This window comes from Paenarthrobacter sp. FR1, assembly GCF_051106045.1.
GTDB lineage: Bacteria > Actinomycetota > Actinomycetes > Actinomycetales > Micrococcaceae > Arthrobacter > Arthrobacter nitroguajacolicus_A.
Map to the genome: position 1 here is coordinate 308,894 of NZ_JBPFSF010000001.1, position 25,087 is coordinate 333,980.

At 62.8% G+C, this 25,087-nt stretch carries 22 protein-coding genes and 2 tRNA genes; 8 read left to right on the forward strand and 16 right to left on the reverse strand.

Annotated features, from left to right (window positions below; genetic code table 11):
* Positions 1–92: 92 nt before the first annotated feature.
* A complete protein-coding gene (locus tag ACR30Z_RS01410; protein WP_434371021.1) occupies positions 93–1,721 on the reverse strand; it encodes an ABC transporter substrate-binding protein in 1,629 nt (542 codons plus the stop codon).
* Between the two features lie 246 nt (positions 1,722–1,967).
* Between ACR30Z_RS01410 and ACR30Z_RS01415 the strand changes: the two genes are divergently transcribed.
* On the forward strand, positions 1,968–2,795 hold the full coding sequence (locus tag ACR30Z_RS01415; RefSeq protein WP_144649976.1) for a caspase family protein: 828 nt from the start codon (positions 1,968–1,970) through the stop codon (positions 2,793–2,795).
* Positions 2,796–2,805: 10 nt separating this feature from the next.
* Here the strand turns inward: ACR30Z_RS01415 and ACR30Z_RS01420 are convergent, their stop codons facing one another.
* Both ACR30Z_RS01420 and mnmA read right to left on the reverse strand, forming a co-directional pair.
* On the reverse strand, positions 2,806–4,431 hold the full coding sequence (locus ACR30Z_RS01420) for a hypothetical protein (protein WP_434371022.1): 1,626 nt from the start codon (positions 4,429–4,431) through the stop codon (positions 2,806–2,808).
* A 94-nt stretch (positions 4,432–4,525) separates the two neighbouring features.
* Positions 4,526–5,647 carry a tRNA 2-thiouridine(34) synthase MnmA gene (mnmA, locus tag ACR30Z_RS01425; RefSeq protein WP_244296682.1) on the reverse strand — a complete coding sequence of 374 codons (1,122 nt, stop codon included), beginning with the start codon at positions 5,645–5,647 and terminating at the stop codon, positions 4,526–4,528.
* Positions 5,648–5,822: 175 nt separating this feature from the next.
* Between mnmA and ACR30Z_RS01430 the strand changes: the two genes are divergently transcribed.
* On the forward strand, positions 5,823–7,058 hold the full coding sequence (locus ACR30Z_RS01430; protein WP_434371023.1) for an NAD(P)/FAD-dependent oxidoreductase: 1,236 nt from the start codon (positions 5,823–5,825) through the stop codon (positions 7,056–7,058).
* A 10-nt stretch (positions 7,059–7,068) separates the two neighbouring features.
* Here ACR30Z_RS01430 and ACR30Z_RS01435 read toward each other — a convergent pair whose 3' ends face one another.
* The 4 genes from ACR30Z_RS01435 to ACR30Z_RS01450 all read right to left on the reverse strand — a co-directional run bounded on the left by ACR30Z_RS01435 (position 7,069) and on the right by ACR30Z_RS01450 (position 10,708).
* Positions 7,069–8,301: a cysteine desulfurase family protein gene (locus ACR30Z_RS01435; protein WP_434371024.1), complete on the reverse strand. Its 1,233-nt coding sequence runs from the start codon at positions 8,299–8,301 to the stop codon at positions 7,069–7,071.
* 4 nt (positions 8,302–8,305) lie between these two features.
* Positions 8,306–9,013, reverse strand: coding sequence for a helix-turn-helix transcriptional regulator (locus tag ACR30Z_RS01440; RefSeq protein ID WP_434371025.1), 708 nt, complete (start codon positions 9,011–9,013; stop codon positions 8,306–8,308).
* Between the two features lie 73 nt (positions 9,014–9,086).
* Positions 9,087–9,764, reverse strand: a complete 678-nt coding sequence (locus tag ACR30Z_RS01445) for a hypothetical protein (RefSeq protein WP_434371026.1) — start codon at positions 9,762–9,764, stop codon at positions 9,087–9,089.
* Positions 9,765–9,814: 50 nt separating this feature from the next.
* Positions 9,815–10,708: a diacylglycerol/lipid kinase family protein gene (locus ACR30Z_RS01450; protein ID WP_434371375.1), complete on the reverse strand. Its 894-nt coding sequence runs from the start codon at positions 10,706–10,708 to the stop codon at positions 9,815–9,817.
* A gap of 161 nt (positions 10,709–10,869) precedes the next feature.
* Here ACR30Z_RS01450 and ACR30Z_RS01455 point away from each other — a divergent pair, with 161 nt between their 5' ends.
* From ACR30Z_RS01455 to ACR30Z_RS01470, 4 genes are all read left to right on the forward strand, one after another.
* Positions 10,870–11,814 (forward strand): J domain-containing protein, encoded by a 945-nt coding sequence (locus tag ACR30Z_RS01455; RefSeq protein WP_434371027.1) that lies wholly within the window; start codon positions 10,870–10,872, stop codon positions 11,812–11,814.
* 52 nt (positions 11,815–11,866) lie between these two features.
* Complete coding sequence (locus ACR30Z_RS01460; RefSeq protein WP_144649989.1) at positions 11,867–12,334, forward strand: tRNA (cytidine(34)-2'-O)-methyltransferase; 468 nt, start codon at positions 11,867–11,869, stop codon at positions 12,332–12,334.
* A 190-nt stretch (positions 12,335–12,524) separates the two neighbouring features.
* Positions 12,525–13,130 (forward strand): ECF RNA polymerase sigma factor SigK, encoded by a 606-nt coding sequence (gene sigK / locus ACR30Z_RS01465; RefSeq protein WP_144650059.1) that lies wholly within the window; start codon positions 12,525–12,527, stop codon positions 13,128–13,130.
* A 1-nt stretch (position 13,131) separates the two neighbouring features.
* Positions 13,132–13,965: an anti-sigma factor gene (locus ACR30Z_RS01470; protein ID WP_434371028.1), complete on the forward strand. Its 834-nt coding sequence runs from the start codon at positions 13,132–13,134 to the stop codon at positions 13,963–13,965.
* 82 nt (positions 13,966–14,047) lie between these two features.
* Here ACR30Z_RS01470 and ACR30Z_RS01475 read toward each other — a convergent pair whose 3' ends face one another.
* The 6 genes from ACR30Z_RS01475 to ACR30Z_RS01500 all read right to left on the reverse strand — a co-directional run bounded on the left by ACR30Z_RS01475 (position 14,048) and on the right by ACR30Z_RS01500 (position 20,476).
* Complete coding sequence (locus ACR30Z_RS01475; RefSeq protein ID WP_144649993.1) at positions 14,048–15,451, reverse strand: gluconate:H+ symporter; 1,404 nt, start codon at positions 15,449–15,451, stop codon at positions 14,048–14,050.
* The gene (locus tag ACR30Z_RS01480; RefSeq protein ID WP_144649995.1) at positions 15,448–15,993 is read right to left on the reverse strand and encodes a gluconokinase; all 546 of its coding nucleotides are present in this window, start codon (positions 15,991–15,993) and stop codon (positions 15,448–15,450) included. Before ACR30Z_RS01480 ends, ACR30Z_RS01475 begins: the two co-directional genes overlap by 4 nt.
* A gap of 74 nt (positions 15,994–16,067) precedes the next feature.
* Positions 16,068–16,847 (reverse strand): PIG-L deacetylase family protein, encoded by a 780-nt coding sequence (locus tag ACR30Z_RS01485; protein WP_434371029.1) that lies wholly within the window; start codon positions 16,845–16,847, stop codon positions 16,068–16,070.
* Positions 16,848–16,852: 5 nt separating this feature from the next.
* Positions 16,853–17,806, reverse strand: coding sequence for an electron transfer flavoprotein subunit alpha/FixB family protein (locus tag ACR30Z_RS01490; protein ID WP_434371030.1), 954 nt, complete (start codon positions 17,804–17,806; stop codon positions 16,853–16,855).
* Positions 17,807–17,820: 14 nt separating this feature from the next.
* The gene (locus ACR30Z_RS01495; protein ID WP_144650001.1) at positions 17,821–18,624 is read right to left on the reverse strand and encodes an electron transfer flavoprotein subunit beta/FixA family protein; all 804 of its coding nucleotides are present in this window, start codon (positions 18,622–18,624) and stop codon (positions 17,821–17,823) included.
* Between the two features lie 232 nt (positions 18,625–18,856).
* A complete protein-coding gene (locus ACR30Z_RS01500; protein ID WP_434371031.1) occupies positions 18,857–20,476 on the reverse strand; it encodes a trypsin-like peptidase domain-containing protein in 1,620 nt (539 codons plus the stop codon).
* A gap of 319 nt (positions 20,477–20,795) precedes the next feature.
* On the opposite strand from ACR30Z_RS01500, the gene ACR30Z_RS01505 reads away from it, so the two are divergent.
* Both ACR30Z_RS01505 and ACR30Z_RS01510 read left to right on the forward strand, forming a co-directional pair.
* The gene (locus ACR30Z_RS01505; protein WP_434371032.1) at positions 20,796–22,850 is read left to right on the forward strand and encodes a TPM domain-containing protein; all 2,055 of its coding nucleotides are present in this window, start codon (positions 20,796–20,798) and stop codon (positions 22,848–22,850) included.
* Between the two features lie 99 nt (positions 22,851–22,949).
* Positions 22,950–23,738 (forward strand): PspA/IM30 family protein, encoded by a 789-nt coding sequence (locus tag ACR30Z_RS01510; RefSeq protein ID WP_434371033.1) that lies wholly within the window; start codon positions 22,950–22,952, stop codon positions 23,736–23,738.
* Positions 23,739–23,854: 116 nt separating this feature from the next.
* On the opposite strand, the gene ACR30Z_RS01515 is transcribed toward ACR30Z_RS01510, so the two are convergent.
* The 3 genes from ACR30Z_RS01515 to ACR30Z_RS01525 all read right to left on the reverse strand — a co-directional run bounded on the left by ACR30Z_RS01515 (position 23,855) and on the right by ACR30Z_RS01525 (position 25,063).
* Positions 23,855–24,646 (reverse strand): GntR family transcriptional regulator, encoded by a 792-nt coding sequence (locus ACR30Z_RS01515; protein WP_144650009.1) that lies wholly within the window; start codon positions 24,644–24,646, stop codon positions 23,855–23,857.
* 123 nt (positions 24,647–24,769) lie between these two features.
* Positions 24,770–24,843 (reverse strand) — tRNA-Met (locus ACR30Z_RS01520).
* A 146-nt stretch (positions 24,844–24,989) separates the two neighbouring features.
* Positions 24,990–25,063 (reverse strand) — tRNA-Met (locus ACR30Z_RS01525).
* Positions 25,064–25,087: the final 24 nt, after the last annotated feature.

Sequence of the window (25,087 nt, forward strand, 5' to 3'; positions counted from 1 at the left end):
TTACGCGGGGTTGTCTCATGCGTGCTGACCACAGCCGTGGTCAGCAAAGGAGGCGGGACACCTGATCAGTGTCCCGCCTCCCCCGGGCGTATTTACTTGGAAATAGTTCCGAGACGGAACTTGAAGGACGGATCCAGCGTCTTCTCGACGCCGTTCACGCCACTTCCGACCACCGCCACTTGAGCTCCCTGAAGAAGGGGCAGGGTGGAGATGTCCTTGGCCAGGGCGTTTTGGACATCCTTGATGGCAGACTCGCGGCTGGTCTTGTCAGCATCCGTCAGTTGCTTGGCGATGAGCTCGTTCACCGTCGGGTTGTTGTAGTGGTTCTTGAGGAAGCCACCCTCGGGGAAGAACGGCGTGAGGTAGTTGTCAGCATCGCTGAAGTCCGGGAACCAACCGAACTGGAACAAGGGATACTCATCGGCGCGGCTGGCCTTGCTGTACGTGACCCACTCAGTGGATTGCAGGTTCACTGTGAAGAGACCCGACTTCTCCAGCTGCTCCTTGACCATGGCGTATTCGTCTCCGGATGATCCGCCATAGTGATCGGGGTTGTACTGCAGGTTCAGTGCGACCGGTTCCGTGATGCCGGCATCCGTCAGGACTTTCTTGGCCTTGTCCAGGCTCGGTTTTCCGGCGTCACCATAGGCGTCCTTGAACGACTCGTTGGCGCCGAGGAATCCGCTCGGAACGTTGGAGTAGAGGGGCAGGTAAGTGCCCTTGTAAACCTGGTCGGCGATCGCCTGACGGTCAACGAGGTTGGCCACGGCCTGGCGAACGGCGAGTGCCTTTGCAGGGTCCGCTCCCGCTGCCTTTGTTCCGTACGGCATGGTGTCGAAGTTGAACGTGATGTAGCGGATCTCGCCACCGGGCCCGGTGAGGACCTTGACCTTGGAGTCCTTCCGGAGATCGTCAATGTCGGTGGCGCTCAGGCTGCGGAAGGCAACGTCGATCGCTCCTTGCTGGATTTCCAGCTTCAGGTTGGTGGGGCTGGCGTAGTACTTGATGGTGGCTGCATCATTGGCCGGCTTGCCCAAAACGCCTTGGTAGTCGGCGAAGGCCTTGAAGCTGACAAGTTCGTTCTTCTTGTAGCTGTCAATGGTGTACTGCCCGTAGAACGCATTCGCCTTGATGATCTCGTCATCCGACAGGACCTTGTCGGCCGGGAAGACTTCATCGTCCACGATCGGTGCGGCAGGGCTGCTGAGGATCTGGCTGAAGGTTTGGTCATTGGCGTTCTTCAACTTGAACACCACCGTGGTTGCGTCGGGCGTGGTGACGCTCTCGATGTTGGTCAGCAGCGACGCGGGGCCGGCGGGATCGTTGATGGCTACCTGCCGGTCAAAGGAGAACTTAACGTCCTTGGAGTCCAGCGTGTGTCCGTTGGCCCACTTCAACCCTGATTTGAGCTTGACCGTGTATTCGGAGGGAGCCGTAAATGACGACGACTCTGCGAGGTCCGGTACGGGCTCGACTCCACCGGGCTTGGAGTTCAGGAGGAATGAGTAGATCTGGTTCATCACCATGAATGAACCGTTGTCATAGGATCCTGCAGGGTCCAGGGACGTGACTTTATCAGTAGTGCCGTAGGCGATGGGGCCTGCGGCGGCCGGGGCGGACGATGAGCCGCCGCCGGACGGTCCCGTGCATGCCGTCAAGGCGAGCGCGGAAATGCCCGCCAGCGCGATAACGCCGTGCAGGGCCTTCTTGTTCAGTGCCATCTGGTGAACCTTCTGTTCGATGGATTCGGCGCGCCGCCGTGGGATATTTGTGACGACGCACACTCTTAGTGCCTCGATTCAACCAGACTTAGAAGGCTGCGAACCCACCATTTAGTGATTTGAGACACAAAATTTACTTTCCAGTAGCTTCGACGTGGGGCTCGTGGACCATTGCCCGGTAGAAGGCTCGGGAATATCGTTATTAAGGGTGTTCAATCGCTGGATCACAGTTCGAAGGACAGGCACATGGACAAGGCAGCCCTCTGTGTAGGGATCAACAAATTCAAGTTCCTTCCGCAGTCCAGCTGGCTTCAAGGCTGCGTCAATGATGCCGAGGACTTGGCAGCCCTGTTGGAGGAAAGCTACGGCTTCCCAGCGGCCGGGATCACGGTGTTGAGGGATGCCAAAGCAGTGAAGAAGACGGTCTTGGCGGAAGTCACCAAATTGGTGGACGCCGCAGTCGCCGGTAAGTTGCAGCACATCGTCTTCACCTTCTCCAGCCATGGAACACAGATTCCCGACGTCGGCGGCGACGAGGAAGACAGCCTCGATGAGGCTTTCGCATGCTACGACATCAACAACGCGGGAGATGCATGGGATCCGGACACGGTGATCTCGGACGACGAACTGGCAACGGTTTTCGCCCGACTGCCCGACGGGGTCCTCATGGATGTGGTGCTGGACACCTGCCATAGCGGTACCGGGTTGAAGTCCCTGGACCTGCTTCCTGGCCGGCGGCCACGCTTCCTTCCGGCACCCACGCCACGGGCCGTCATCGCAAACGAGGACCTGGAGACCCGGACGCTGCGGGACATCGTCAAGGCGGCGAAGTTGTCGACACCGGTACTGATGGCCGCCTGCAGGTCCGACCAAACCGCAGCCGATGCCTTGATCGAGGGCCGGTACAACGGCGCATTCACCTATCACTTCGTCAAATCCCTGCGGGGCGATGGCACCTTGGGACGGGCAGACATCCTGAAGCAGGTCAGTAAAGGACTGAAGGCCGGCGGATTCGACCAAGTGGCGCAATTGGAAGCCTCGAGGGCCGCACGCAAAGCGGCGTGGGGAGCCTGACTATTCTTTTCTAGTCTCCGGTGCCGTGGAACTTGTCCCGCACTCCCGACGACGCAGCTTCCTCCGCATCGTGGTTCTGATCGGAGCCAAACAATTGCCTTTGGCGTTCACGGTCCATCACCGGCTTCAGGGCGGCGTAGACCAGCCGGCCACCGGCGTCGAACCGCAGCAGCCCTCCCCCACGAATGTCCACATAGTCCCGCCGCGTCGTCAAGCCAAGGCGGACATTCGCTTCCCGCCGGCTCATGCGAACAGTTTGGATGAAGGAAGCACCAATCTCCGAAATGATGAAGCCGTCCGGGGATACCCGCTCGGAAGTGCGCACACGCGTGGAACTCAGGGGCGTCCTCCGCTCAAGGCGCGCCGCATCCAGGAGCCGCGGGTTTTCCCAGACGAACCGCTGGACCTCCTGGGGGTCCGAACCAAGCGCCGAAAGTCGTATTGGATACCGAAGTCCCTGATAGGTGTCCACACCGCTGATGTTGTTCATGGAGACCCGTCGGATGCCGATGGCCGAGAACTCCGACTGCAGCGCATCGCGGTAGCCGTGGGTATCTTCGGGAACCATGTCCAGGTCGGCAGCAATGATACCCCTGAGGAGATCCCGCCACGACACGTCGACGGGCGGCATATAGGACAGTCCCCGAATCACCATGCGGAGTACCCGGATGGCCACGATGGAGCCCGATTCTGCCTTCTGTTGCAGCCCCTGGCCGTCACCGAAGCGTGCATTCCTCTCCGACCACAGGCGCTGGACAGCCCTGAGTATTGCTCCGACAACCACGGCACCCCGAGCGTGAGGCTCGGGCAGTGACTGCCAGTTTTCAGGAACCGCACCCACAAAGGGCTCCCGGAGGGGGCCGCGGGCGAAAAGGTCGCGCGCAAAGTCAAACAGGGAACGCATCAGGATGGAGTCATCCACTATCTGGCCCGCTTCGAAGCCCCCTGCGGCAGCTTCGAGCTGCCGATAAACGACTTCCCTGGAAGAGAAGACCGAAAGAATTGCCACGGTATCGGCCAACGCTTCATGCATGGCCAGTTGCTCCATGGTGGCCATGTGGTCAGCCCATGCGGGGCGGAATCCGTCCAAGATCGCGTGCGTCACCTCGTGAGCGACGATATCCCGGTACAGGGCTGTGGGGACCTTGTAGCCCATCCGATCCACGGATCCGAACCTGATGACGTTGGTTCCCCGTTCGTATCCGGTATCGGTGGCAGTGATCAGGTCCCGAGCCTTGAGAACCACCCGGCCTTCCGGATTCCATGGCATGCGCCTGCCGAGCGTGGACTCAAAAATATCCAGCGTGCTCATCGCCACGCCGTAGACGTGCTGGGCCAGGAAGCGCGTGTCGTCCAGGAGCTCGCGGAGGTCCGACGGCGGCGGTTCCGAGACCAGGTGCCAAGGATCCCCCTGCTGTGTCAAGGTCACGGGAGACACACTGGTCCCCCGCCACTTCCGGATGTGGATTGCGTAGCGGTGTCCGGTGGGTCCACGCCGCAACCGTTCCACCGGTATCCGGACCTGCGCTGTCAGCGGAGGTGCCCCGGCAGAGCCGATCGGCCCCTCTGCCAGGACGGTCACCGAGACCATCTGCCCGGCTTTGATGTCTCCCGGGCTCTTTTTTGGAAACGCCACAGTCATCGCCGTCCCGAATGCGGACCCCAAACACCGCAGCGGAAGCGCTGCTTAACCCAGTATGGAGGGGCTGCAAGATGGAGGCAATGGCTCCTTAGAGGGCTACCCTCTGCAGGGATCGGGCAGCATCGATGGTTGCCTGCCCCAGGACGCGGCTCCCTTGGTAAAGGACGACGGTCTGGCCAGGAGCCACACCCCGCAAGGGATCGGTCAACGTCACCACCAGTTCGGCCCGCTCCACGCCCTCTTCATCCATGACAGCTTCCACGTAAGCAACTGCCGGAACGGGATCGCCGTGGGCCCGGACCTGAGCGTGGCAGTCGAACTCCGCGCCTGTGGCGACCTCGGCAATGGGCAACCCCGCCCATGAAACCTTGATGCCGCGGATCTCGTCGATGGCCAGCAGTGCTTCCGGACCAACCACAACCTTGTTTTCCTTCGGACGGATTTCAAGGACGAACCGGGGCTTGCCGTCGGCCGCGGGAGTTCCCAGCTTCAGCCCGCGACGCTGCCCCACCGTGAAGGCGTTGGCGCCGGGATGCTCGCCTACCTTGGCGCCTGTCTCGTCCACGATGTCGCCAGTGGTCATGTCGATCTTTTCGGCCAGCCAGCCGCGGGTGTCGCCGTCGGAAATGAAGCAGATGTCGTGGCTGTCCGGCTTGTTGGCCACGGACAAACCACGCCGTTCAGCTTCCGCGCGGACCTCCGCCTTGGACGGGGTATCGGCCAGGGGGAACATCGAGTGCTTGAGCTGCTCGTGGGTGAGGACGCCAAGAACGTAGCTCTGGTCCTTTGCCCAGTCGGCTGCGCGGTGGAGTTCGCGATTGCCGTCAGCGTCTTCGATGACCTTGGCGTAGTGGCCGGTGCACACAGCGTCGAATCCCAGTGCAATGGCCTTTTCCAGCAGGGCGGCGAACTTGATCCGTTCGTTGCATCGCATGCACGGATTAGGTGTGCGGCCGGCGGCGTACTCGTCAATAAAGTCCTGGACGACGTCTTCCTTGAAGCGCTCCGAGAAGTCCCACACGTAGTAAGGAATTCCCAGGACGTCGCAGGCGCGCCACGCGTCGCGGGAGTCCTCGATGGTGCAGCAACCCCGGCTTCCCGTGCGCAGGGTGCCGGGCATGCGCGACAACGCAAGGTGGACTCCGACGACGTCGTGTCCGGCCTCTACGGCGCGGGCGGCGGCCACGGCGGAGTCCACTCCGCCGCTCATTGCTGCAAGTACTCGCATGCTGGCTTTCTGTTGTGGGTGCTGGCATCGATTCCGACTCAGAACAGCCGGGGTGCCCATCCATTCTAGCCTGCGGTGCTACGCCTGTGCTAAATCCCTTGACCGCGAGCTTTCACGCTTCTAAAGTCAAAACTACTGGTTTTAGAATCGAGCTGACATGGCACAAGAACGAATGCTGATCATAGGCGGAGGGCTGGCCGGTGCCACCGCCGCGAAGACCCTCCGCGGTGACGGCTACGCGGGGCCCGTTACCCTGCTTGGGGCAGAAGACAGGATCCCTTACATTCGCCCGCCCCTGTCCAAGGAATTCCTCCTGGGCAAAGCAGACAAAGACTCCGTAGCGGTGGTAGGGGAAGACTGGTACCAGGAGAACGACGTCGAACTCCTCCTCAGCAGCCCGGCCGCCGGGATTGACCCGGCGGACCACACGGTCAGGCTCGCCAGCGGCCGGAAGATCGGATACTCCAAGCTCCTCATCGCAACTGGTGCACTACCTCGTAGAATCCCGCTCCCCGGCGCGGACCTTGAGGGCGTCATGACCTTCCGAACCTACGAAGACAGCCTGCGTCTCCGGTCGCTCCTGGAGGGCGGAGGCCTCTCGGTGGTCATGATCGGGTCAGGGTGGATCGGCATGGAACTGGCCGCAGCAGCACGGACCTACGGCAACCAGGTCACGCTGCTGGGTCTGGAGGACATTCCCTTGAGCGCCGCCATCGGCCCTGAGCTCGGCGAATTCTTCCAGCAGCTCCACACGGCACAGGGCGTGAGTTTTCGTCTCCCCGCGAGCGCAGCCGAGATTGTGGGCAAGGACGGCCGGGCCACGGCAGTAAGAACCGATAGCGGCGAAACCCTGCCCGCCGACGTCGTCATCGTGGCCGTTGGAGTCATCCCGGACATGGCGCTCGCGGAGTCAGCCGGGCTGGCCATCAAGAATGGAATCCTGGTGGATGCGGGGCTGAACGCCAGCGCCCCGGATGTGCTGGCAGCGGGGGACGTGGCAAACGCCCTCCATCCCTTCACTGGCGAGCACCATCGCAGCGAACACTGGGCCAATGCGCTCAACGGCGGAAAGGTTGCCGCAAAGTCCATGCTGGGCCAGGACGCGCAATTGGATGTGGTGCCGTACTTCTATACGGACCAGTTCAGCGTGAGCATGGAATACTCAGGGTTTCCATCGTTGACCGTCGGCATACCGCCGCTGATTCGTGGCTCGTTGGCTGACGGCAGCTTCATTGCCTTCTGGGTGAGGGAGGGCGAAGTAGTTGCCGGGATGAGCGTCAATCAACGCCGCGTCCAAAAGCCCATCAAAGCCTTGATTTCCGGTCGTGTCCGCGTAGGTGTTGAACAGCTTTCGGATCCCGGCGTGCCGCTGGAGGAATTGTTACAGGCCTAGCGGCGTCACTCTATTCGAGGCTTGCCGACCCTTGCCGTGCCACCGTTGCCGCCGTCTGGATGGAAGACTCATGACCCGCCATGCCCGCCTGCCGGGCCCTGGAGCAGGCCTCGGGAAGGGCCTTCAGGAGTGCATCCACATCGGCATCCGTGGAACTGTGGCCAAGGGTGAAGCGCTGGGCTCCCCGGGCCGTGTCCTCGTCCAGGCCCATGGCAAGCAGGACATGCGAGGGCCTGGGCACACCGGCTGTGCATGCCGACCCAGTGGATGACTCAACGCCCGCAAGGTCCAAGAGGAAAAGCAGCGAATCGCCTTCGCAGCCGGGGAATGTGAAGTGGGCGTTACCGGGCAACCGCCCGTCAGCGGGCGCACCCCGCAGCACGGCGTCCGGAACCGAGCCCAGGACTCCGTCGATGAGCCGGTTGCGCAGCCTGCCGAGTCGTTCGCGCTCCTCCGGCAAATGTGCGGTGACGGCTTCGGCCGCCGCGGCGAAGGCCGCAATGGCCGGAGTGTCCAGGGTGCCAGAGCGCACATCGCGCTCCTGCCCGCCGCCATGCTGCACCGGGGTCAGCTTTACGGCCCTGCCAAGGAGGAGCGCTCCAACGCCCACGGGGCCACCAAGCTTGTGCCCTGACACGGACATTGCCGCAAGGCCTGACGCGCGGAAATTCAACGGTATTGAACCGAAAGCCTGAACGGCATCCGAGTGGACCGGAATCCCGTGGGGCCTTGCCAGGTCAACGATGTCCGCGATCGGCTGGATGGTGCCCACTTCGTTATTGGCCCACATGACGGTGATCAGGGCAATTGACTCAGGGTCTTTGTCGATTTCCTGCTGAACGACCTCAAGCCGAACTGTTCCTTCGCTGTCAACAGGCAGCCACACGACGTCCGCTCCTTCGTGCCGCTCCAGCCATTCCACGGTGTCCATGACCGCATGGTGTTCGACGGCGGAGCAGAGAATGCGGGTCCGCCGCGGGTTTTCGTCGCGGCGGGCCCAAAACAGGCCCTTGACCGCGAGGTTGTCCGCTTCGGTCCCGCCTGAGGTGAAAATCACTTCGGAGGGGTGCGCCCCAGCTGCGGCAGCCAACGTCTCCCGGGCGTCCTCCACAGCCCGCCGGGCCCGACGACCGGCACCGTGCAGCGAGGACGGGTTGCCCGTCCGAGCCAACTCGCGCGTCATCACGGCAAGCGCTTCAGCCGAGAGGGGCGTCGTGGCAGCGTGGTCAAGGTATACAGGCACCTTGTTATTCTACCGACGCCGAGGCCCAGGACTGAGGCCCGTCCCCCACAGCGGCAATACGTGCGCAGCAATGCCCAGTGGACGCATGAGGGACGACAACGGACGGGTCCAGTCCGGATGCTTCCGCCGCTCCCCTCAGGAACGCGCCGTTCATGGAGCAGACGACTTCTGCGTGATCCCGCGACAACCGGCGGAAAGGACAGTTGATCAGGCGGTATCCCCCGGCGGAATCCGGCAAGGGCTCGTAACCGAGGTCAGCCAAGGCGCCCATGAGGTCGCCGGGACGTCCCGCGTCCCGCCCCTTGGACTCCGCAACCTGCAGCAACGCCTCCACTACGGGAACCCCTCCCGCAGACGATCGCAGGATGGCTGTGGCCATGAGATCGCCTGCGAGATCATAATGGCGCGCGGGGACCGATACTCCTACTTCGTCCAGGGCCGGCTTGTAGAGCTTGGCAGGACGACCTGAACCCGGCCCCGCCGCCTTTTTCGTCGATTTCCTGAACTCAACCTGCAATAGGCCGTCCCGTGCAAGCCGGTCAAGATGGAAGGACGCAGTACTGCGAGGCATACACAACGCAAGGGCAGCTTCATCGCGCCCTACAGCATCATCAGCACCGCGGACGTAGGTGAACAGCGCCCTGCGGTGGGCGTCATGCAGTGAAGCGACTGCCGCGAGTCTTTGGAGCCAGGCAGGACCCAATGCGCTCATGGAGCAAGGGTATCTCTAAAAACAAGACCCTTTGCTTAATCACAGGCCGCCAGGCCACCGATCCCGCACTGGTCTAGCTTGGGGGGACCACTACAAGCTGGGCCTCCACCTCAGTGCGGGCCTTGGCCAGGGCGACGTCATCCGGGCAAGCCACCGAGACGTACACAGAGGATGCCGGCGCGCTGAATAATCTGGCCAAGACGACAGCGGCGTTGCCGCCTGACGCAGCAGAGGACACCAGGCCCAGAACCTCAACGCTGTGTTGCGGCTGGTTGGCTTCCTGTCCCCAGCGCAGCGAGGAAGGCTTCAGGTTTTCCAGCGCGATGCCCGCGTCGAGGTAATGGAAAAGTTCCTTGGTGGAAGCGACATCATCGCCCGTAACAACCAGCGGCTCCTGGTTCACGCTCACCCGGGCAGCGAAGGTGCACCCGTCCGTCTTCTTGTACCGGACCTCGCCTTGCAGTGCGGAGTGGACCAAAGACCAACCCGGCACTTCCTCCAACCTGGTGGACACCGTCACCGGCTCCCCCGGAGCCAGCGTTCCTCCAGCTGACAGCGGCAAGTCCTTCGCCGCCACGGCAGCCGCGTCATGCCCCGGGGTGATGGTCGGCGTCGCGAGGGTGGATGCCGACGGCGAAGGTTTCGGTGCCGCAGGGTCCGGAACATTAACGCTGCACGCAGCGAGTACGACGCCTGCGGTTCCCATGGCCGCAAACCCAGCCAAGCGTCGTCGAACGTTGCCCGCCACCATTGCTCCTTGCCTGTTTGCTGCCGCCTTCTGACGCGATCGAGTCTATCCGCCTAGGCAAGAACCCTGAGGCCACCCGGAACAATGTCGACCACGACCGGCAGCTCAGCGATGCGCTCGCCGTCAGCATAGGCAACCACGCCCGCTGCTTCCAGCCGCACGTTCCGGACGCGCCTGATCTCCACTGCAGGGTGGGTAGTGTGCTTTCCGGCAAACACTGTGGGAAACACCGCGAGAAAGCGGATCCTGGACAACGGCTTGACCACGAACAGGTCCAGCCACCCGTCGTCGGGCAAAGCATCCGGAGTGATCCTCATGCCGCCGCCGATGGACTGGCCATTTGCCACAGAAATCAGCAGCGCAGGCTGCCGCCACGTCTCCTCGTCCGCTGTCACGGTGTACTCGATGGGCCGAAACGAGCCGAGCTCCCTCAACATCGCCAGGTTGTAGCGGCTCTTCCCCCGCGGCCAGCGCCACCTGTTGGCGCGTTCGTTGACGGCGGCATCAAACCCGGCAGAGAGGACGCCGGCAAAGTAGGTACTGGTGCCAGCCGCACTCACCCGGCCGAGGTCCATTGTGCGTCCACCCGCCTCCAAGGCGGCCATGATTTGGCGGCAGGCGGCGGCGGTGTCCTTCAGTGGCACCTCCAACAGCCTGGCGACGTCGTTGCCCGTCCCACTGGGAACAATGCCGAGGGGTGTGTCCAAACCCGCGAGCGCGTTGACGCCCAAATGAACCATTCCGTCGCCGCCCACCACCACCAACGCATCAACCTTGGCTCCGGTGGCAAAGGTCTCGTTAACAAGCCGCCTCAAGGCGTCATAGCCATCCGCCTCAAGGACGACGACGTCCCACCCGGCGTCGCGGAAGTGGCCTGCGGCTTGGTGCCCGGCATTGCTGGTGCGGCCGAAGGCAGCCGCGGGGTTGATGGCTAAGGCGATCCTCATCGGAGGGTTGGTGGGGTGCACGGGTTCCGGAGGATTCACAGCCCGAATTATGCCAGCCGGGAACCAGCAGCCATGGTGCCAACGTTCACATAGTGGCTGGATAAACTTGCCTGTACCGCGCTTTCCCGGAGCGGACCGAAATTTTAGAGAAGGGCCCATGCTTGGCCGAGGGCAGCAGTTCGCACTATCAGGTTCTCCGAGTGTCCGTCACAGCCACGGACAAAGAGATCAAAGTCGCCTACCGTAAGGCTGCCCGGAAGGCCCACCCCGACCACGGCGGTGAAGCGGAGACGTTCCGGCGGGTAACCCTCGCGTATGAAACCCTGATCGACCCGCAGCGAAGGGCCGAATACGATCGCAGGTACGCAAGCGGAACCTCAGGCCGCACCCAGGCACGGCCAGGCGACTATTCGGGCACGCCGGCACCGGGCCCCTCCGCCACCACCAACGTCAAACGACCCCAGGCCCAGCGCAATACGGCAGGCGATCCCCCGGTCTACGTACCGGCTTTTGACGATCCCAACGAGGTCCCCCTCATCACTGCTGCGGAAGCAGCCCAGCAAGTCCACGGACTCCCCCGCAAGCGGGGCATCTTCGGCGCCGAAGCCCGCATCCAACGCGAAATGCGCACCGTCCAGCTCATCACCCGGCAGGTCCTTCCCGCGATTCCCGCTGCCCGCCTGATCAATGGGCTGCGCTCGCCATCGGACAACAACCACATCGACCATGCGGTCCTGTCCGGCTACCGTTTGGCGTTGGTCGGCTCCATGCTGCTGCCCAAGGGTGCGTACGCCTGGGACGGCCATTCCCTGCGCCATGGCGGCCGTTCGGTCGCTCCCCCACAATTGGCGCATATCGTCCGCCACATGCAGGACCTCTTCCCCGAACTCAACGTCACCGGCTGGGTGGTGCTGCATGGTCCCGACGGCAACCTCCATGAACCGGTCATCGACCACTACGGCAAAAGCCAGTCCAGCCTCACCACCGTCGAGGTAGTCAATGGTGCGGGACTGGTCCGGGGACTCAAGCAATTCCTCAGCTCGGGTCCGGCGCCAAACACCGTGGTGGTCCCGGTCCTGGCGCGACTGCTTCGCGGAATGCACTAGGTCCGGCCTGCAGGCGGCGGGCCCGCTGCCACGGGCTGACTAAGATGGGACAGTGTTCCGCATCCTCTTCCACACCCCAGAAATCCCGGGCAATACGGGCAATGCCATTCGTCTGGCCGCCATCACGGGAGCAGAGCTCCATCTGGTGGAGCCCCTCGGTTTCGATTTTTCCGATGCCAAACTGCGCCGTGCCGGCCTGGACTACCACGATCTCGCGGTGGTCACGGTCCATAAGGACATCGATGCCGCGTGGACGGCCCTGCAGCCCGAACGTGTCTTCGCCTACACCTCAGACGGCGAAACCTCCTACACGGACATCAGCTACCGCGAAGGCGATGTCCTGATGTTCGGCCCGGAATCGGTAGGCCTCCCTGACTGGCTCAAGCAGGACCCACACGTCACCGCACGCGTGCGCCTTCCCATGAAGCCGTCGCTTCGATCCCTCAACCTGGCCAATGCTGCCTCAATCGCCGTGTTCGAGGCCTGGCGGCAGAACGGATTCGCGGGCGCCAAGATGTAGTCCCATCCAACGGCGTCTCAGCACCGAATACCTTATGCAGGGACAGACCCTGGCTGGGACATTCATTGAGGGAGCCTACGTGACCGCGCTGCAGACCCGGGTGATGGCACCAAGCCGCCGCACCGCCGCGCATGCGTTCCAAGCCTGTCGTGCTGCCGGTTTCAAACGGGACGACATATGCTGGACGGTGATGGACACCCCCAACAATCCCGGCCCCCCGGTCTTCGAAGCCACAGGCACCGCTACTGACCTGAATTCGCAGCTGGCTGGTTTGCTCGAGCTCGTGGCAGCAGGCGATCAGCAAGCATTCGCCGAGTTCTACCGTCTGACCTCCCGGCGCGTCTTTGGCATGGCCCGGCGCGTCCTCATAGACCCTGACCTCAGCGAGGACGCCACCCAGGAAGTCTTCATCCAGGTGTGGCAAGGAGCAGCCAAGTTTGATCGCGCCGCAGGGAGCCCCCTGGCGTGGCTTATGACCATTGCCCATCGCCGCGCCATCGACCGTGTGCGTGCCGTGCAGGCCGCCACGGACCGCGAAGCCAAGTATGGTGCAGCAAGCCAGGACCCGGACAGGGATCTCGTCGCGGATGAGGCCGACAGCAACCTTGAGGCTGAAGCCGTCAGCCGGTGCCTCGGTACGCTGACGGATACCCAGCGCGAGTCGGTTCGCCTCGCCTACTATGGCGGACTGACCTATCGCGAGGTCGCTGAGCACCTCGGTGCCGCCGTGCCGACCATCAAGTCCCGCATCCGCGATGGACTCTTACGCCTGAAGACCTGCCTGGGGGTGGGTTGATATGAGTGAAACCACTGGTGGAGGCTTTATCCGCAGAATGTTTGCCAACGACATCCCAACAGACCTCGCCGAGGGCCGCGTCCTCGAGCTGGCGGAGATCTATGCCTTGGACGCCGTCAGCGACGACGAACGGGCCATGATCGACGACTACATCAAGGACGCCCCCGAGGGCCCGGAGTTTCTTGAGAGGGTGCGCCAAGCGCGCGAGACCTTGGCTGTCAGTTTTGCCCCCGAAGAGGAACCGCCTGCGGCCCTCTTCGACAACATCATGGACCGCATCACCAAGGATGCGGTGGCCCAAACAGACGCGGAGCCGGTAGCCCCCGCGGCAGCAGCCCCCGCCGTCGACGATCTCGCAGCCGCCAGGGCGAAGCGCGAGGAGCGTCAACGCACCGGTGGTGCGCGTCGGTGGATCGTTGGGGCAGCAGCCGCGGCCGTCATTGCGCTCGGTGGAATCGGTGTGGGTGCGTACGTCTCTGCACAGAACGATCCCGTCAACCAGGTGCTGCAGGCCCAAGACGTCCAGAAACAGTCCGCGGCAGTTCCTGGTGGCGGAACGGCCACCATCTCAGCGTCGTCGGCCAAGGACTCCTTCGTCGTCTTGATGGATGGCGTGGCTCCCGCGCCGGATGGCAAGGTCTACCAGCTGTGGACGCTGCCCAAGGACGGCTCCGCACCGGTCCCGCAGGGCACCATGGACGCCCAGACGCTCTCCAAGCCGGCAGTCGTCAAGGGCCTGTCCTCTGCGTCGTCGGTGGCCATCACGGTGGAACCCACCGGTGGATCCACCGCCCCGACCACGCCACCGGTCCTGGTGGTGGCACTGAACGCTTGATGAACAAGGCTTTAAGCTCGACGGCGGCCGTCCCACCTTAGGGGGACGGCCGCCGTCGATATTTATTGGTAATTTCCGGCAGCTACAACACGAGCGACAGAAGCATCACGAATCCGAAGCCCACCACGGAGATCAGGGTTTCCATGACGGACCACGTCTTGAATGTCTGACCCACAGTCAGGCCGAAGAGTTCCTTAACCAACCAGAACCCGGCGTCGTTGACGTGGGACAGGAACAGCGAGCCGGCCCCGATGGCCAGGGCCAGCAGTGCTGCGTGCGTGGGGCTCAGGCTGCTGGCCAGAGGCGCCACAATGCCCGCCGCCGTGACTGTGGCGACGGTGGCTGAACCGGTGGCAAGCCGGAGGGCCACTGCCACAATGAAGCCGAGCACCAGGACGGACATATTGGCGCCCTCGGCCCACTTCTTGACGGCGTCGCCCACGCCTGCGCCGATCAGGGTCTGCTTGAAACCGCCACCGGCGCCCACAATGAGGAGGATCGCCGCAATCGGCCCCAGGCTTTCACCCAGCTTGGCCGTGATCCTGCTACCGGTGAAGCCCACGGCGTAGCCGAAGGTCACGATGGCCAGGAGTACCGCCAGCGTCATGGCCACCAGGGGCTGGCCGACGAAGTCGAAGAAGATCCGGATCGCGGGTGCCGTCTCGGGGTTCGGCCAGATGATCCCGCCCAGAGCTTTCAACAGCATCAGGACGACGGGGAAGATGATGGTCAGCAGGGTCACCAGGAACGACGGCTGACGCTTGACCTCGCTAAGGTCTGCCGCGTGCTGGGTGTCGATGCCACCTGCTACTGCTGGTGCGTCAACAGGGACCCACCGGGCAGCCAGCCTCGAGAACAGCGGGCCACAGATGATGACCGTGGGAATCGCGACGAGGATACCCAGGCCAAGGGTGGTTCCGAGTTCGGCCTTCACTGCGCTGATGGCAATGAGCGGACCCGGGTGCGGAGGCACAAGCCCGTGCAGTACGGACAGTCCTGCCAAGGCCGGGATGGCGATTCGCATCAGCTTCATCTTGGATCTCTGGGTCACCAGGACGATCACGGGAAGCAGCAGCACCAGTCCGATTTCGAAGAACATCGGCAACCCGATGATCACGGCGACGAGCGTGATCATCCAGACGAGCTTGTTCCCGCTGGCTTTCGCCAGCAAGGTGTCCACCACCCGGTTGGCTCCGCCGGAGTCGGCCAGCAACTTCCCCAGCATCGCCCCGAGGGCAATCAGCAGGCCGACCTCCTTAAGGACGCCTCCCACGCCGTCTTCGAAGTTGGTGATGACCTTGCCCAGTTCAACACCGGACGCCAGGCCAACGAAGGCGGAACCCAGGACGAGGGCCAGGAACGGATGAAGCTTGAGCTTGGCGATCAGAACCACAATCAGGGCGATGCCCAGCGCCGCCACCACAAGCAGTTGGGTGTCGTGCGCGGTCCATTCCTGCACTTGCGTCGCGGTTTCCAGCGCCCTCACGGGGTGGTCGTTTCGGTGCCTGCGCCAACGGGGCGGAGATCAAGGCGTTCAATGACCTCGTCTGCTTCTTCGGCAGGTGACGCCGAAACGCACAGCGAGATGTAGTTCTCGTCCTCCGTGGGTTCCTCGAGCGCATCGAACTGCGATTCCAGGAGCGATGGCGGCATGAAGTGTCCATGCCGGGAAGCGAGACGGTCGGAAATCTTGTCCTTGCTTCCCTGCAGGAAGACGAACACGACGCCTTCGCCCCGGAGCACGTCACGGTACTTCTTTTTCAGGGCCGAGCACGTAATGATGGCCGGCACTCCAGCATCAGCACGCTCCCGGATCCACTCCGAGATGATGTTCAGCCACGGCCAGCGGTCCTCATCACTGAGGGCCTGCCCCGAGTGCATCTTGGCCACATTCGCCTCCGGGTGGAGGTCGTCGCCCTCGGCGAGGTCCCAGCCCAGCTTGCCGGCCAGAACGCCGGCTACGGTCGATTTCCCAGAACCGGAGACTCCCATAATCACCAGTACGGGTTGTTGCGCAGTCTTCGCCATCAAAGTCTGCCTTCCTCGAATAAATATGATTTAACCGAGATCAAGCATATGACACGGGTTACACCACGGCAACGTCAGAAGCCGGCGATCGTGGTGGATCCGTTGACGGCCACTACATGGAAGTACTCTGCGCTCGCTCCGGCGGGAAGGCCCGCGCGCTCCCCATTGCCAAGCATCATGGCCCTGACCACCCGTTCCATGCCCTCGATATCGGGGTGTTGGCTTGCGTGGACCCGGATGGCTTGGAGCTTGGCGTCGACATGCCCGGAAACATCCACAAAGTGGTTCTCCCGTGACTCGGGGCTGGAGATAAACCACAGCCACGGCAGCTTGAAGGCATCAAGACCGGCTTCAGCCAGTTCCGGGTAGGCGAAGGGGTTCTCCACGGCAGGATAGACAGCCCGAGTCACCGCCTCGCCCGCCGCGAGATGGTCCGGGTGACTCTTCTGGAGGCGGTCCCAGTTCCGTTCCGGGTGCATCGTCAGCACGATGTCGGGCCTGATTTCACGGATCAGCTTCACCACCTGCTTGATGACGCCGTGCGTCGGTTCGAGGTACCCGTCGCGCTCGTGAAGATAGTGGATGTCCGTGACACCCACCAGGGCCGCTGCCCGCTCTTGTTCCTCTACCCGCAGTTCGATGATCCGTTCCCGGTCCACGGGATCAAAGCCGCCGGCGTCGCCGTCGGTCATGATGCAATAGCTGACCTGGACTCCTGCTGCCGTCCAGGCTGCGATGGTCCCCGCAGCCCCGAAGTCGATGTCGTCGGGATGGGCAGTAAAACAAAGCACCCGCTCAACGCGCTCCGTGGAGGCGTCGAACGGGCTCTTCGCTGACGGTACGTCAGTTGGCAAAGGGATCAGCCTTTCCGCTTCTTGATTTCCGCGGTGGCCTGCGGGAGAACCTTGAAGAGGTCGCCGATGATGCCGTAGTCGGCGATTTCAAACACCGGCGACTCGGCATCCTTGTTGATGGCCACGATGACCTTGGAGGTCTGCATACCGGCTTTCTGCTGGATGGCTCCGGAAATACCCGCCGAGATGTACAACTGCGGGGAAACCGTGACACCCGTCTGGCCGACCTGGGCGTCGTGTCCGATCCAGCCGGCATCAGTTGCGGCCCGGGAGGCACCAACAGCTGCGCCCAGGGCGTCAGCAAGCTCCTCAACAGGCCCAAAATCGCCATCGACGCCACGCCCACCGGCCACGACGATCCTGGCGTCGCTGAGGTCAGGACGGCCGCTCACGGGCTTCTCGGTCCTCGCGGCGATGCGGGCGGAGTTCGCTGCCGCGTCGGTCGGAACGTCCACCGTGGCGGTTGCCGGAGCAGCCCCGGCACCAGCAGGTGCAGGCTCAACGTTGTTGGCCTTGACGGAGAGAACCGTTACCGGAGTGTTGGCCTTCGCCGTGGTGTTGTAGGAGCCGGCAAGAACCGATTTGTGGGCCGTGCCATCGGCCTCCACGCCGACAACGTCCGTGATCACACCCGCGTTCAGCTTGATGCCGAGCCTGCCCGCGATTTCCTTGCCCTCAGGCGAGTTGTCGAGCAGGACGGCCGTGGCACCGGAAGCTGCCACAGCCGCCGCCAGGTAGGCGGCCTTTGGACCAACCAGATACTGGTCGAGGTCGTCCACCGACGGTTGGAAGACCGTCGTGGCACCGTAGGCACCCAAGGTGGATGCGACGTCGTCGTTCAACTCGCCGGTGATCGCGACGGCGGTCTCCCCGAGCGAGCGGGCGATGGTCAGGAGCTCAAGGCTGCTCTTCTTGAGCGAAGCTCCCGGGTTGTCAATGAAAACAAGTGCATTTGCCATGATTGGAGTCCCCTTTAGAGCAGCTTCTGTGCGGCAAGGAAGTCGACCAGCTTGATGCCGGCGTCGCCTTCGTCGGTGATGATGGTGCCCGCTGTGCGCGGCGGGCGGGCATCAGCAGACTCCACGACCGTCCAGGAGCCCGCCAAGCCGACCTGCGAGGCGTCCACGCCGATATCGGCCAGTGACAGCGAGGCAATCTTCTTTTTCTTGGCGGCCAGGATGCCCTTGAAGTTGGGGTAACGCGGCTCGTTGATCTGGTCGGTGACTGAGACGACCGCAGGCAGCTGCGCTTCCACAGTTTCCGAGAAGTGGCCGGCATCGCGGCGGGCAGTCACCTGACCTCCCGCGACCTCAAGGCTGGAAGCAAAGGTCACCTGCGGGAGCGACAAGCGCTCGGCGAGCTGGGCCGGGACCAGCGACGTCTCACCGTCGGTGGATGCCATGCCCGTCAGGATCAGGTCTACCGGGCGCCCATCGGCCGCAAGGTGGCGGATCGCTGCAGCGAGAGCCAACGAGGTAGCCGCGGCATCCGAACCCGCCAGAGCGTCATCGCTGAGGTGGACACCGGAATAGGCGCCGATCTGGAGCGACTTCTTGACGGCGTTGACCGCCCCGGACGGGCCCATGCTCAAGGCAATGACCTCATTGCCCGCCTTCGGTCCACCGCGTTCTTCCGCCAATTGGAGAGCTGCCTCCAGGGCGTACTCGTCCAGTTCGGACAAGATGCTCTCATCGCGGTCTGTTGTGTTGGCAGGACCAGTAATGTGCCGGTCGAACTGCGCGTCCGGGACGTGCTTGACCAGAACGACAATCTTCAATGTCTCTTCCACTGTCTTCGAAGCAGCCTTCCATGCTTGTGGACGGCCAACCGCAACAGCGTGGCCGTGAATTGCCCAGCGCGTGGGCTCGTCCTAGCTAAGCATATTGTCCGCAGAAAACCACTCCCAGCGTTAACCCCTGTTTCAGTTGCCCCCGCGCCGCCGGGAACGGCTCGACGGCGGGCCGCACCTGGGAGGTGCAGCCCGCCGTCGTTGTTTGATGTCTTGCTGCCTACTGTTGCGCGGAGTCGAGGGTTACCTCGACCTCCTGCGACTGGCCACCTCGCTGGATGGTCACCTTGACCTTGGCGCCGGCCGGTTGTTCGCGGACGGCTGCGGTCAACTGGTTGGGGTCGCTAACGGTGTAGTCACCAAACTTGGTCACCACATCGCCTACCTTGAGGCCCGCTTTCGCGGCAGCCGAGCCGGAGGTCACCGAAGCGACCTCGGCGCCGACGGAGAAGCCGGAATCGCTTCCCGTGGACGACTTCGAACGGACCGAAACACCGAACTGTCCGTGGCTTGCCTTGCCGGTATCAATGATTTCCTGAGCCACACGCTTGGCGTGGTTGATCGGGACGCTGAAGCCCACACCGATGTTGCCGGCCGAGGAATCGGACGTACCGCTGCCAGCCGATGCGATCGCAACGTTGACACCGATGACCTCACCCTTGCTGTTGACCAATGCGCCACCGGAGTTGCCCGGGTTGATGGCCGCGTCGGTCTGGATGACGTTGATGGCGATGGAACCCTCGTTGGCAGTCCGCTGGCTCTGGCCGCCGTTTGGCGGCGCGAACTGGAAGCCTTCGTCTCCGCCCTGGCTCTCGTCGGGAGTACCCTCCGGCACAGCTGACGACGCGACACTGATGGTCCGGTTGAGCGTGGAGACAATACCGTCCGTCACCGTGCCAGTAAGGCCCAGCGGCGAACCAATCGCGACGGCGGTGTCCCCTACATTGATTTTGGAGGAATCACCCAAGGTGGCCGGAACCAGACCCGACGCATCGCTGACCTTGATGACAGCGAGGTCGGAAAGCGGGTCAGTGCCCACAACGGTGGCTTTGAGGACCTTGCCGTCGCTGGTGCGTACCTCGATCGCGGCGTTTGCCGTGGCGCCATCCAACGTGACCACGTGGGTGTTGGTAAGGATGTGGCCTTGGTCGTCAAGAATGATGCCGGACCCGGTGCCGCCTTCGCTTCCACTGGTTGCCTTGATGGTCACCACGCTGGGCGAGGCCTTGGCTGCCGCTGCGGTGATGACATTGACATCGTCCTTGTTGTTGACGATGACCGTGCTGGACTGTCCGCCCGTTGACGCGGCAGGGGCGGGGTTGTCCCACAACGCATTGCTGCCTGCCACGACGCCGCCGCCGATCAGGCCTGCCGCAAGCATGCTGGCCACAAGCGTCCCGACGCCGAAAGCCGGCTTGCGCTTGGTCGCCACCGCAGTCGAGTGCCCCGGCCCGGGCTGCATACCCGGGCCCTGCTGATGCTGGGCGTTGTGGAACTGCGGACCTGCGTTGTTGGCAGCGGGGTTATGGCCTCCACCATAGAACGGCTGGTGCTGGGGGTAGTTGGGGCGCTGCGCCGGATCCTGCTGCTGCGGGCCGCCGTAGTACTGCGGCTGCCTCGGCTGCTCGGCCGGGGGCTGGAAAGCCGGCAAGGGAGTCGTCGGCTGAGGCGCATTGTGAGCCTCTGGGTGATGCCCTGAAGTCTCGTCTTGCCCTGAAGTCCAGGCAGGCTGCTGGGTGGCGGTGGCATCATCATGCTGGCCAGTGGTTTCCCGCTGCTCAGATGGTTCGCGTGGCTCGCGGTTCTCTGGTGCGGTGCCCTGCGCTGGGTTCTCCGTCATGGGTCTTCCTTTCGTCCTCGTCTTCCACAACTATGTACCCATTTACTGGAACAAAAGCGGACGTTTGCTGGGAGCTTCCTGAAAGATGCAGTGCCCCTGGCGCTGTCGCTGGAATAACCCTCAACGGCTCAACAATCCTGCTCTCTCCTATATTTCGCTGGTGGCATATTCACCCCTGTGGACGGGCCATGGGGTGCACCATAGAATCAAGAGGAATTGCCACAGCGACCTGCGGCTTTACACCATGCGTGGGGGCGCTGAGCATTCTGTGACGATTGGTACGCCTTGTTCCAGTCGCAGACGTGCTGAAGGGTTGCACATGCGGTCAATATTTAAACGCGTACTCGCTGTCATTGGCGTGGCTGGACTGCTGGCCTTCCCGGCCAGCGCGGCTTGGGCTGAGAGCCCGGTAACGCTGGATCCCACCACCAAGATCGTGGACTCCGCCGGAGTGCTCGGCGGCGATAAGGCCAAAGTCCAGGAGGCCATCCAAAAGCTCGGCACGGACCACGCGATGACTTTGCATGCCGTATTCGTCAAGCGGTTCGAAAATCCCACTGATCGGGTTCAGTGGACCGAAGAAGTGGCAAAAAAGGCGCAGCTCGGGCCGAACGCGCTTGTTCTTGCCGTGGCAACGGATACGCGCCAGTACCAGCTGAGCAAGCCCGCCAACAGCAAAATCACCAACGCACAACGGGACACGATCACCAGCAAGGCCATCGACCCCCAACTGCGCGCCGGTAATTATGCCCAGGCTGTCATCGACGCAGCAGCTGCCATCGGCGATGCCGCAGGCGGAGGCAGCGGAACCGTACCCAACGGAAATGCTGGTGTCGGTGTACTCGTAGGGGTTGGTGTAGTAGCCGCCGGCGGCGCTGGAACCTACCTCTACCTGCGCAACCGCCGGAAGAAGGGCACCAAGGCTGTCAGCGCCAGCTATGGCCCCCAGGGTGAGCAGCTTGATCCGCTGGCAGGATTGACCATCCCGGAACTTCGGCAGAAGAGCGGCTCCCTGTTGATCGAGGCGGACGACGCCATCAAGTCCAGCGAGCAGGAACTCGGCTTTGCACAGGCGCAGTACGGTGACTCCGCAATCGGCAACTTCACCAAGGCTTTGGAAGAAGCCAAGGGCCACATGACCGAGTCCTTCAAGCTTCAGCAGCAGCTTGACGACCACATTCCTGACACGGAAGAGCAGCAGCGGAGCTGGCTCGGCGAAATCATCCGCCGCTCCGAGGCCGCCTTGGCATCCCTGCGTGATCAGAAGGCCGACTTCGACTCCCTGCGGGAACTGGAGAAAAATGCCCCCCAGGCTTTGGCAGCAGTGACCACTGGAGCCAAGGAGGCGGACGCCAAGATCGCCAGCGCTGAACAATCGCTCGAAGGTTTGCGTGCCAAGTACGCCGACTCTGCCTTGGCGCAGGTCTCCGACAACATCCTCCAGGCAAAGGAGCGTCTGGCTTTCGTGCAGAACGCGGTTGCCGCAGCCCAGGAGAAGCTGGCAGGTGGGGAGAACAGCCTGGCCGCCGTGGCCGTCCGTGCCGCGGAGGAAAGCCTGCACCAGACCAACGTGTTGATCGATGCCATCTCCAAGACGGCCGGAAGCCTCGATGAGGCCCGCGCGTCCTTGGAGGGTGCCGTAGCAGAGACCAGCCAGGACCTGGCACAGGCCAGGGCAATGATCCAGTCGGGCGAACACCCTGAACTCGCCGGACCTGTGGCCGGCGTCGAAGCCGCTCTGGCCCAGGTGAAAACCGAAATCCAGGGTGGCAAGATCGACCCCATCGCCACCCTCAGCCGCGTCGAATCAGCGCATCAGGCCCTGGACCAATCGTTGTCCGGTATCCGCGACCAGCAGGAACAGGCCCGCCGTGCCCAGGCGTCGCTGCAGCAAACCATCATGGCGGCCCAAGCGCAAATCAGTGCAACCTCGGACTACATCACGGCCCGACGCGGCGGCGTCGGTACGGAGGCCCGGACCAGGTTGGCAGAGGCTCAGCGCAACCTCGATTATGCGCTGTCCATCTCACGTAATGACCCCGTAACTGCCCTGACCTACGCCCAGCAGGCGCACTCGCTTGCTGCGCAGGCCGCGCAACTCGCGCAATCCGACGTGGACCAGTTCGGTTACGCCGACCAAGGCTACGGCCGCGGCGGCATGTTCGGCGGGGGCGGCGGAGGTGGCGGCCTCGGCGGCGCCATCCTGGGCGGCATCCTGATCAACTCCATCCTGAACGGCGGCGGAGGCGGCTGGGGCGGCGGAGGCAATGACGGCGGCGGCGACGGTGGCTTCTTCGGCGGCGGCGGCGATTCCGGTGGCGGTTTCGACGGCGGTGGCTGGGGTGGCGACGGCGGCGGCGGAGGCGACTTCTAGCCAGACAGACTAGGCGGGGTCTATGCCCCGTGTAGAAGCGGTACAACAACTGATCACTGATTTCAGTGGGCACCACTGAGCAGGACGAAAGGCAACACCATGGTTAAGCAGTCCATTTTCGGTCGGATCTCTCAGCTCGCCAAGGCAAACATCAACGCCTTGCTGGACCAGGCTGAGGACCCGCAGAAGATGCTGGACCAGATGGTCCGCGACTACACGAACAACATTGCCGAGGCAGAGTCCGCCGTAGCCCAGACCATCGGCAATCTCCGGATGCTGCAGGCTGACTACAACGAGGACATCAAGAACGCCCAGGACTGGGGCAACAAGGCCCTCGCAGCGTCAAGGAAGGCCGACGAGTACCGGAATGCCGGCGATACCGTTGATGCCCAGAAGTTCGACAACCTTGCCAAGGTAGCCATCCAGCGCCAGATGACGGCCGAGTCCGAAGCACGCTCCGCAGAGCCGAGCATCGCGTCCCAGACGGAAGTTGTGGACAAGCTCAAGACTGGCCTTGATCAGATGAAGAACAAGCTCAACCAGCTCACTGCCAAGCGCAACGAGCTCGTGGCCCGCTCCAAGACCGCAGCTGCGCAGTCCCAGGTGCACGATGCCCTCAAGAGCATCGACATCATGGATCCCACCAGCGAAGTGGGTCGCTTCGAAGAGAAGATCCGCCGCGAAGAGGCAAAGGTGCTTGGCCAGCAGGAGCTCGCCAGCTCCAGCCTGGACGCCCAGTTCAACCAGTTGGAAGATCTTGGTGAGCAGACCGAAATTGAGGCGCGCCTCGCAGCACTCAAATCGGGCGGTTCCAAGCCCGCCATCGGCGCAGGTGCTCCCACGTCCAGTGGCGCAACGGTTGACGAAGCCGACTTCGACAAGCTGTAGTCGCTGGTCAGACCGTTTGCCGTGACCTGCCGCTAACCCAAAAGGGGCCGGATCCTGAAAAGGATCCGGCCCCTTTTTGTGGTGTTGACCTTCCGGTGAGGCCCCGTCGGCCAGCTTCAGGAGCCTGGCGGTAATTCGTGGCCAGGACTCGCATCAGTTGCCACTTCGGCGCGAATCTCAAACCCCTTCGGGTGGAAGTACGTCACGGTGCACTCCAAGACCTCGCCATGCGGTCCCAAGGTCGTCCGCTCCAGGCGCGGCACCATGGCGAACCCACGGACGTTCAGGGCGTCGGCGAGATGCTCTGGTGGCGCGTGCATGGTGACAGTGATTTCGGCCCGCTGCAGAGGCTTCGACGTCCTGTCCTGGATGACCTGATAGATGGAGTTCCGTTCAGCATCGGCCAAGCTGATGTGGCGGCCGATATGTGAGGGAATGAAAATCTCCGCTATGGCGTAGGGCCAGCCTGCACTGGAATATGACCGGCGGATCACCAGGACCAGGTTGTCGTCAGAAACCAGCTTGGCCGGAACTGACGAGTCCTTCTCCATCCACTTGTACTCGATGAGACCTTTGACCGTCTTCATTCCCGCCGCAGTGAATGTCTCCATGAAGGGGGCCAAGCGATTCAGCATCTTTACGGGACGCTGGGCCATGACGAACGTTCCTTTGCCCTGCCTACGGACCAGCAAGCCCTTCACCACCAACGTTTCAATGGCTTTCCGGACGGTGGTGCGGCTAATGCCGTAGTCGTCCATCAACGACTCTTCCGTGGGTATTCGCGAGCCTGGCTCCAAACGGCTGACCTGGTCTGTGAGAAAGTCAGCCACCTGCTGGTACACGGCAACCGGGCTGTCGCGCTGGAGGGCGAGGTGACCCAAGTCGTCTTTGTAGTCGTCATTGACCATTGGGCTGTTCCATCCATTCCCTTGCCGCAGCAAATCCGGGTTCGATGCTAGCACCGGCAGCAGCGGCACCTGGTTAAACAGAAGATCCGGATCAGTGTTGACTGATCCGGATCTTCTCTCCAGTTGCGGGGACAGGATTTGAACCTGTGACCTCTGGGTTATGAGCCCAGCGAGCTACCGAACTGCTCCACCCCGCGTCGCAAGAACAACTCTACCGCACCCGAAAGGGTGCTTTTGACCATCTGCCCGCAATGGTGCCACAGATCACTTTTCACGGAAAATTCACTGTGGGCAAAACAAAAGGTCCGGATCAGCCTTGACTGATCCGGACCTTTTTCTCCAGTTGCGGGGACAGGATTTGAACCTGTGACCTCTGGGTTATGAGCCCAGCGAGCTACCGAACTGCTCCACCCCGCGTCGCAAGAACAACACTACCGTCCG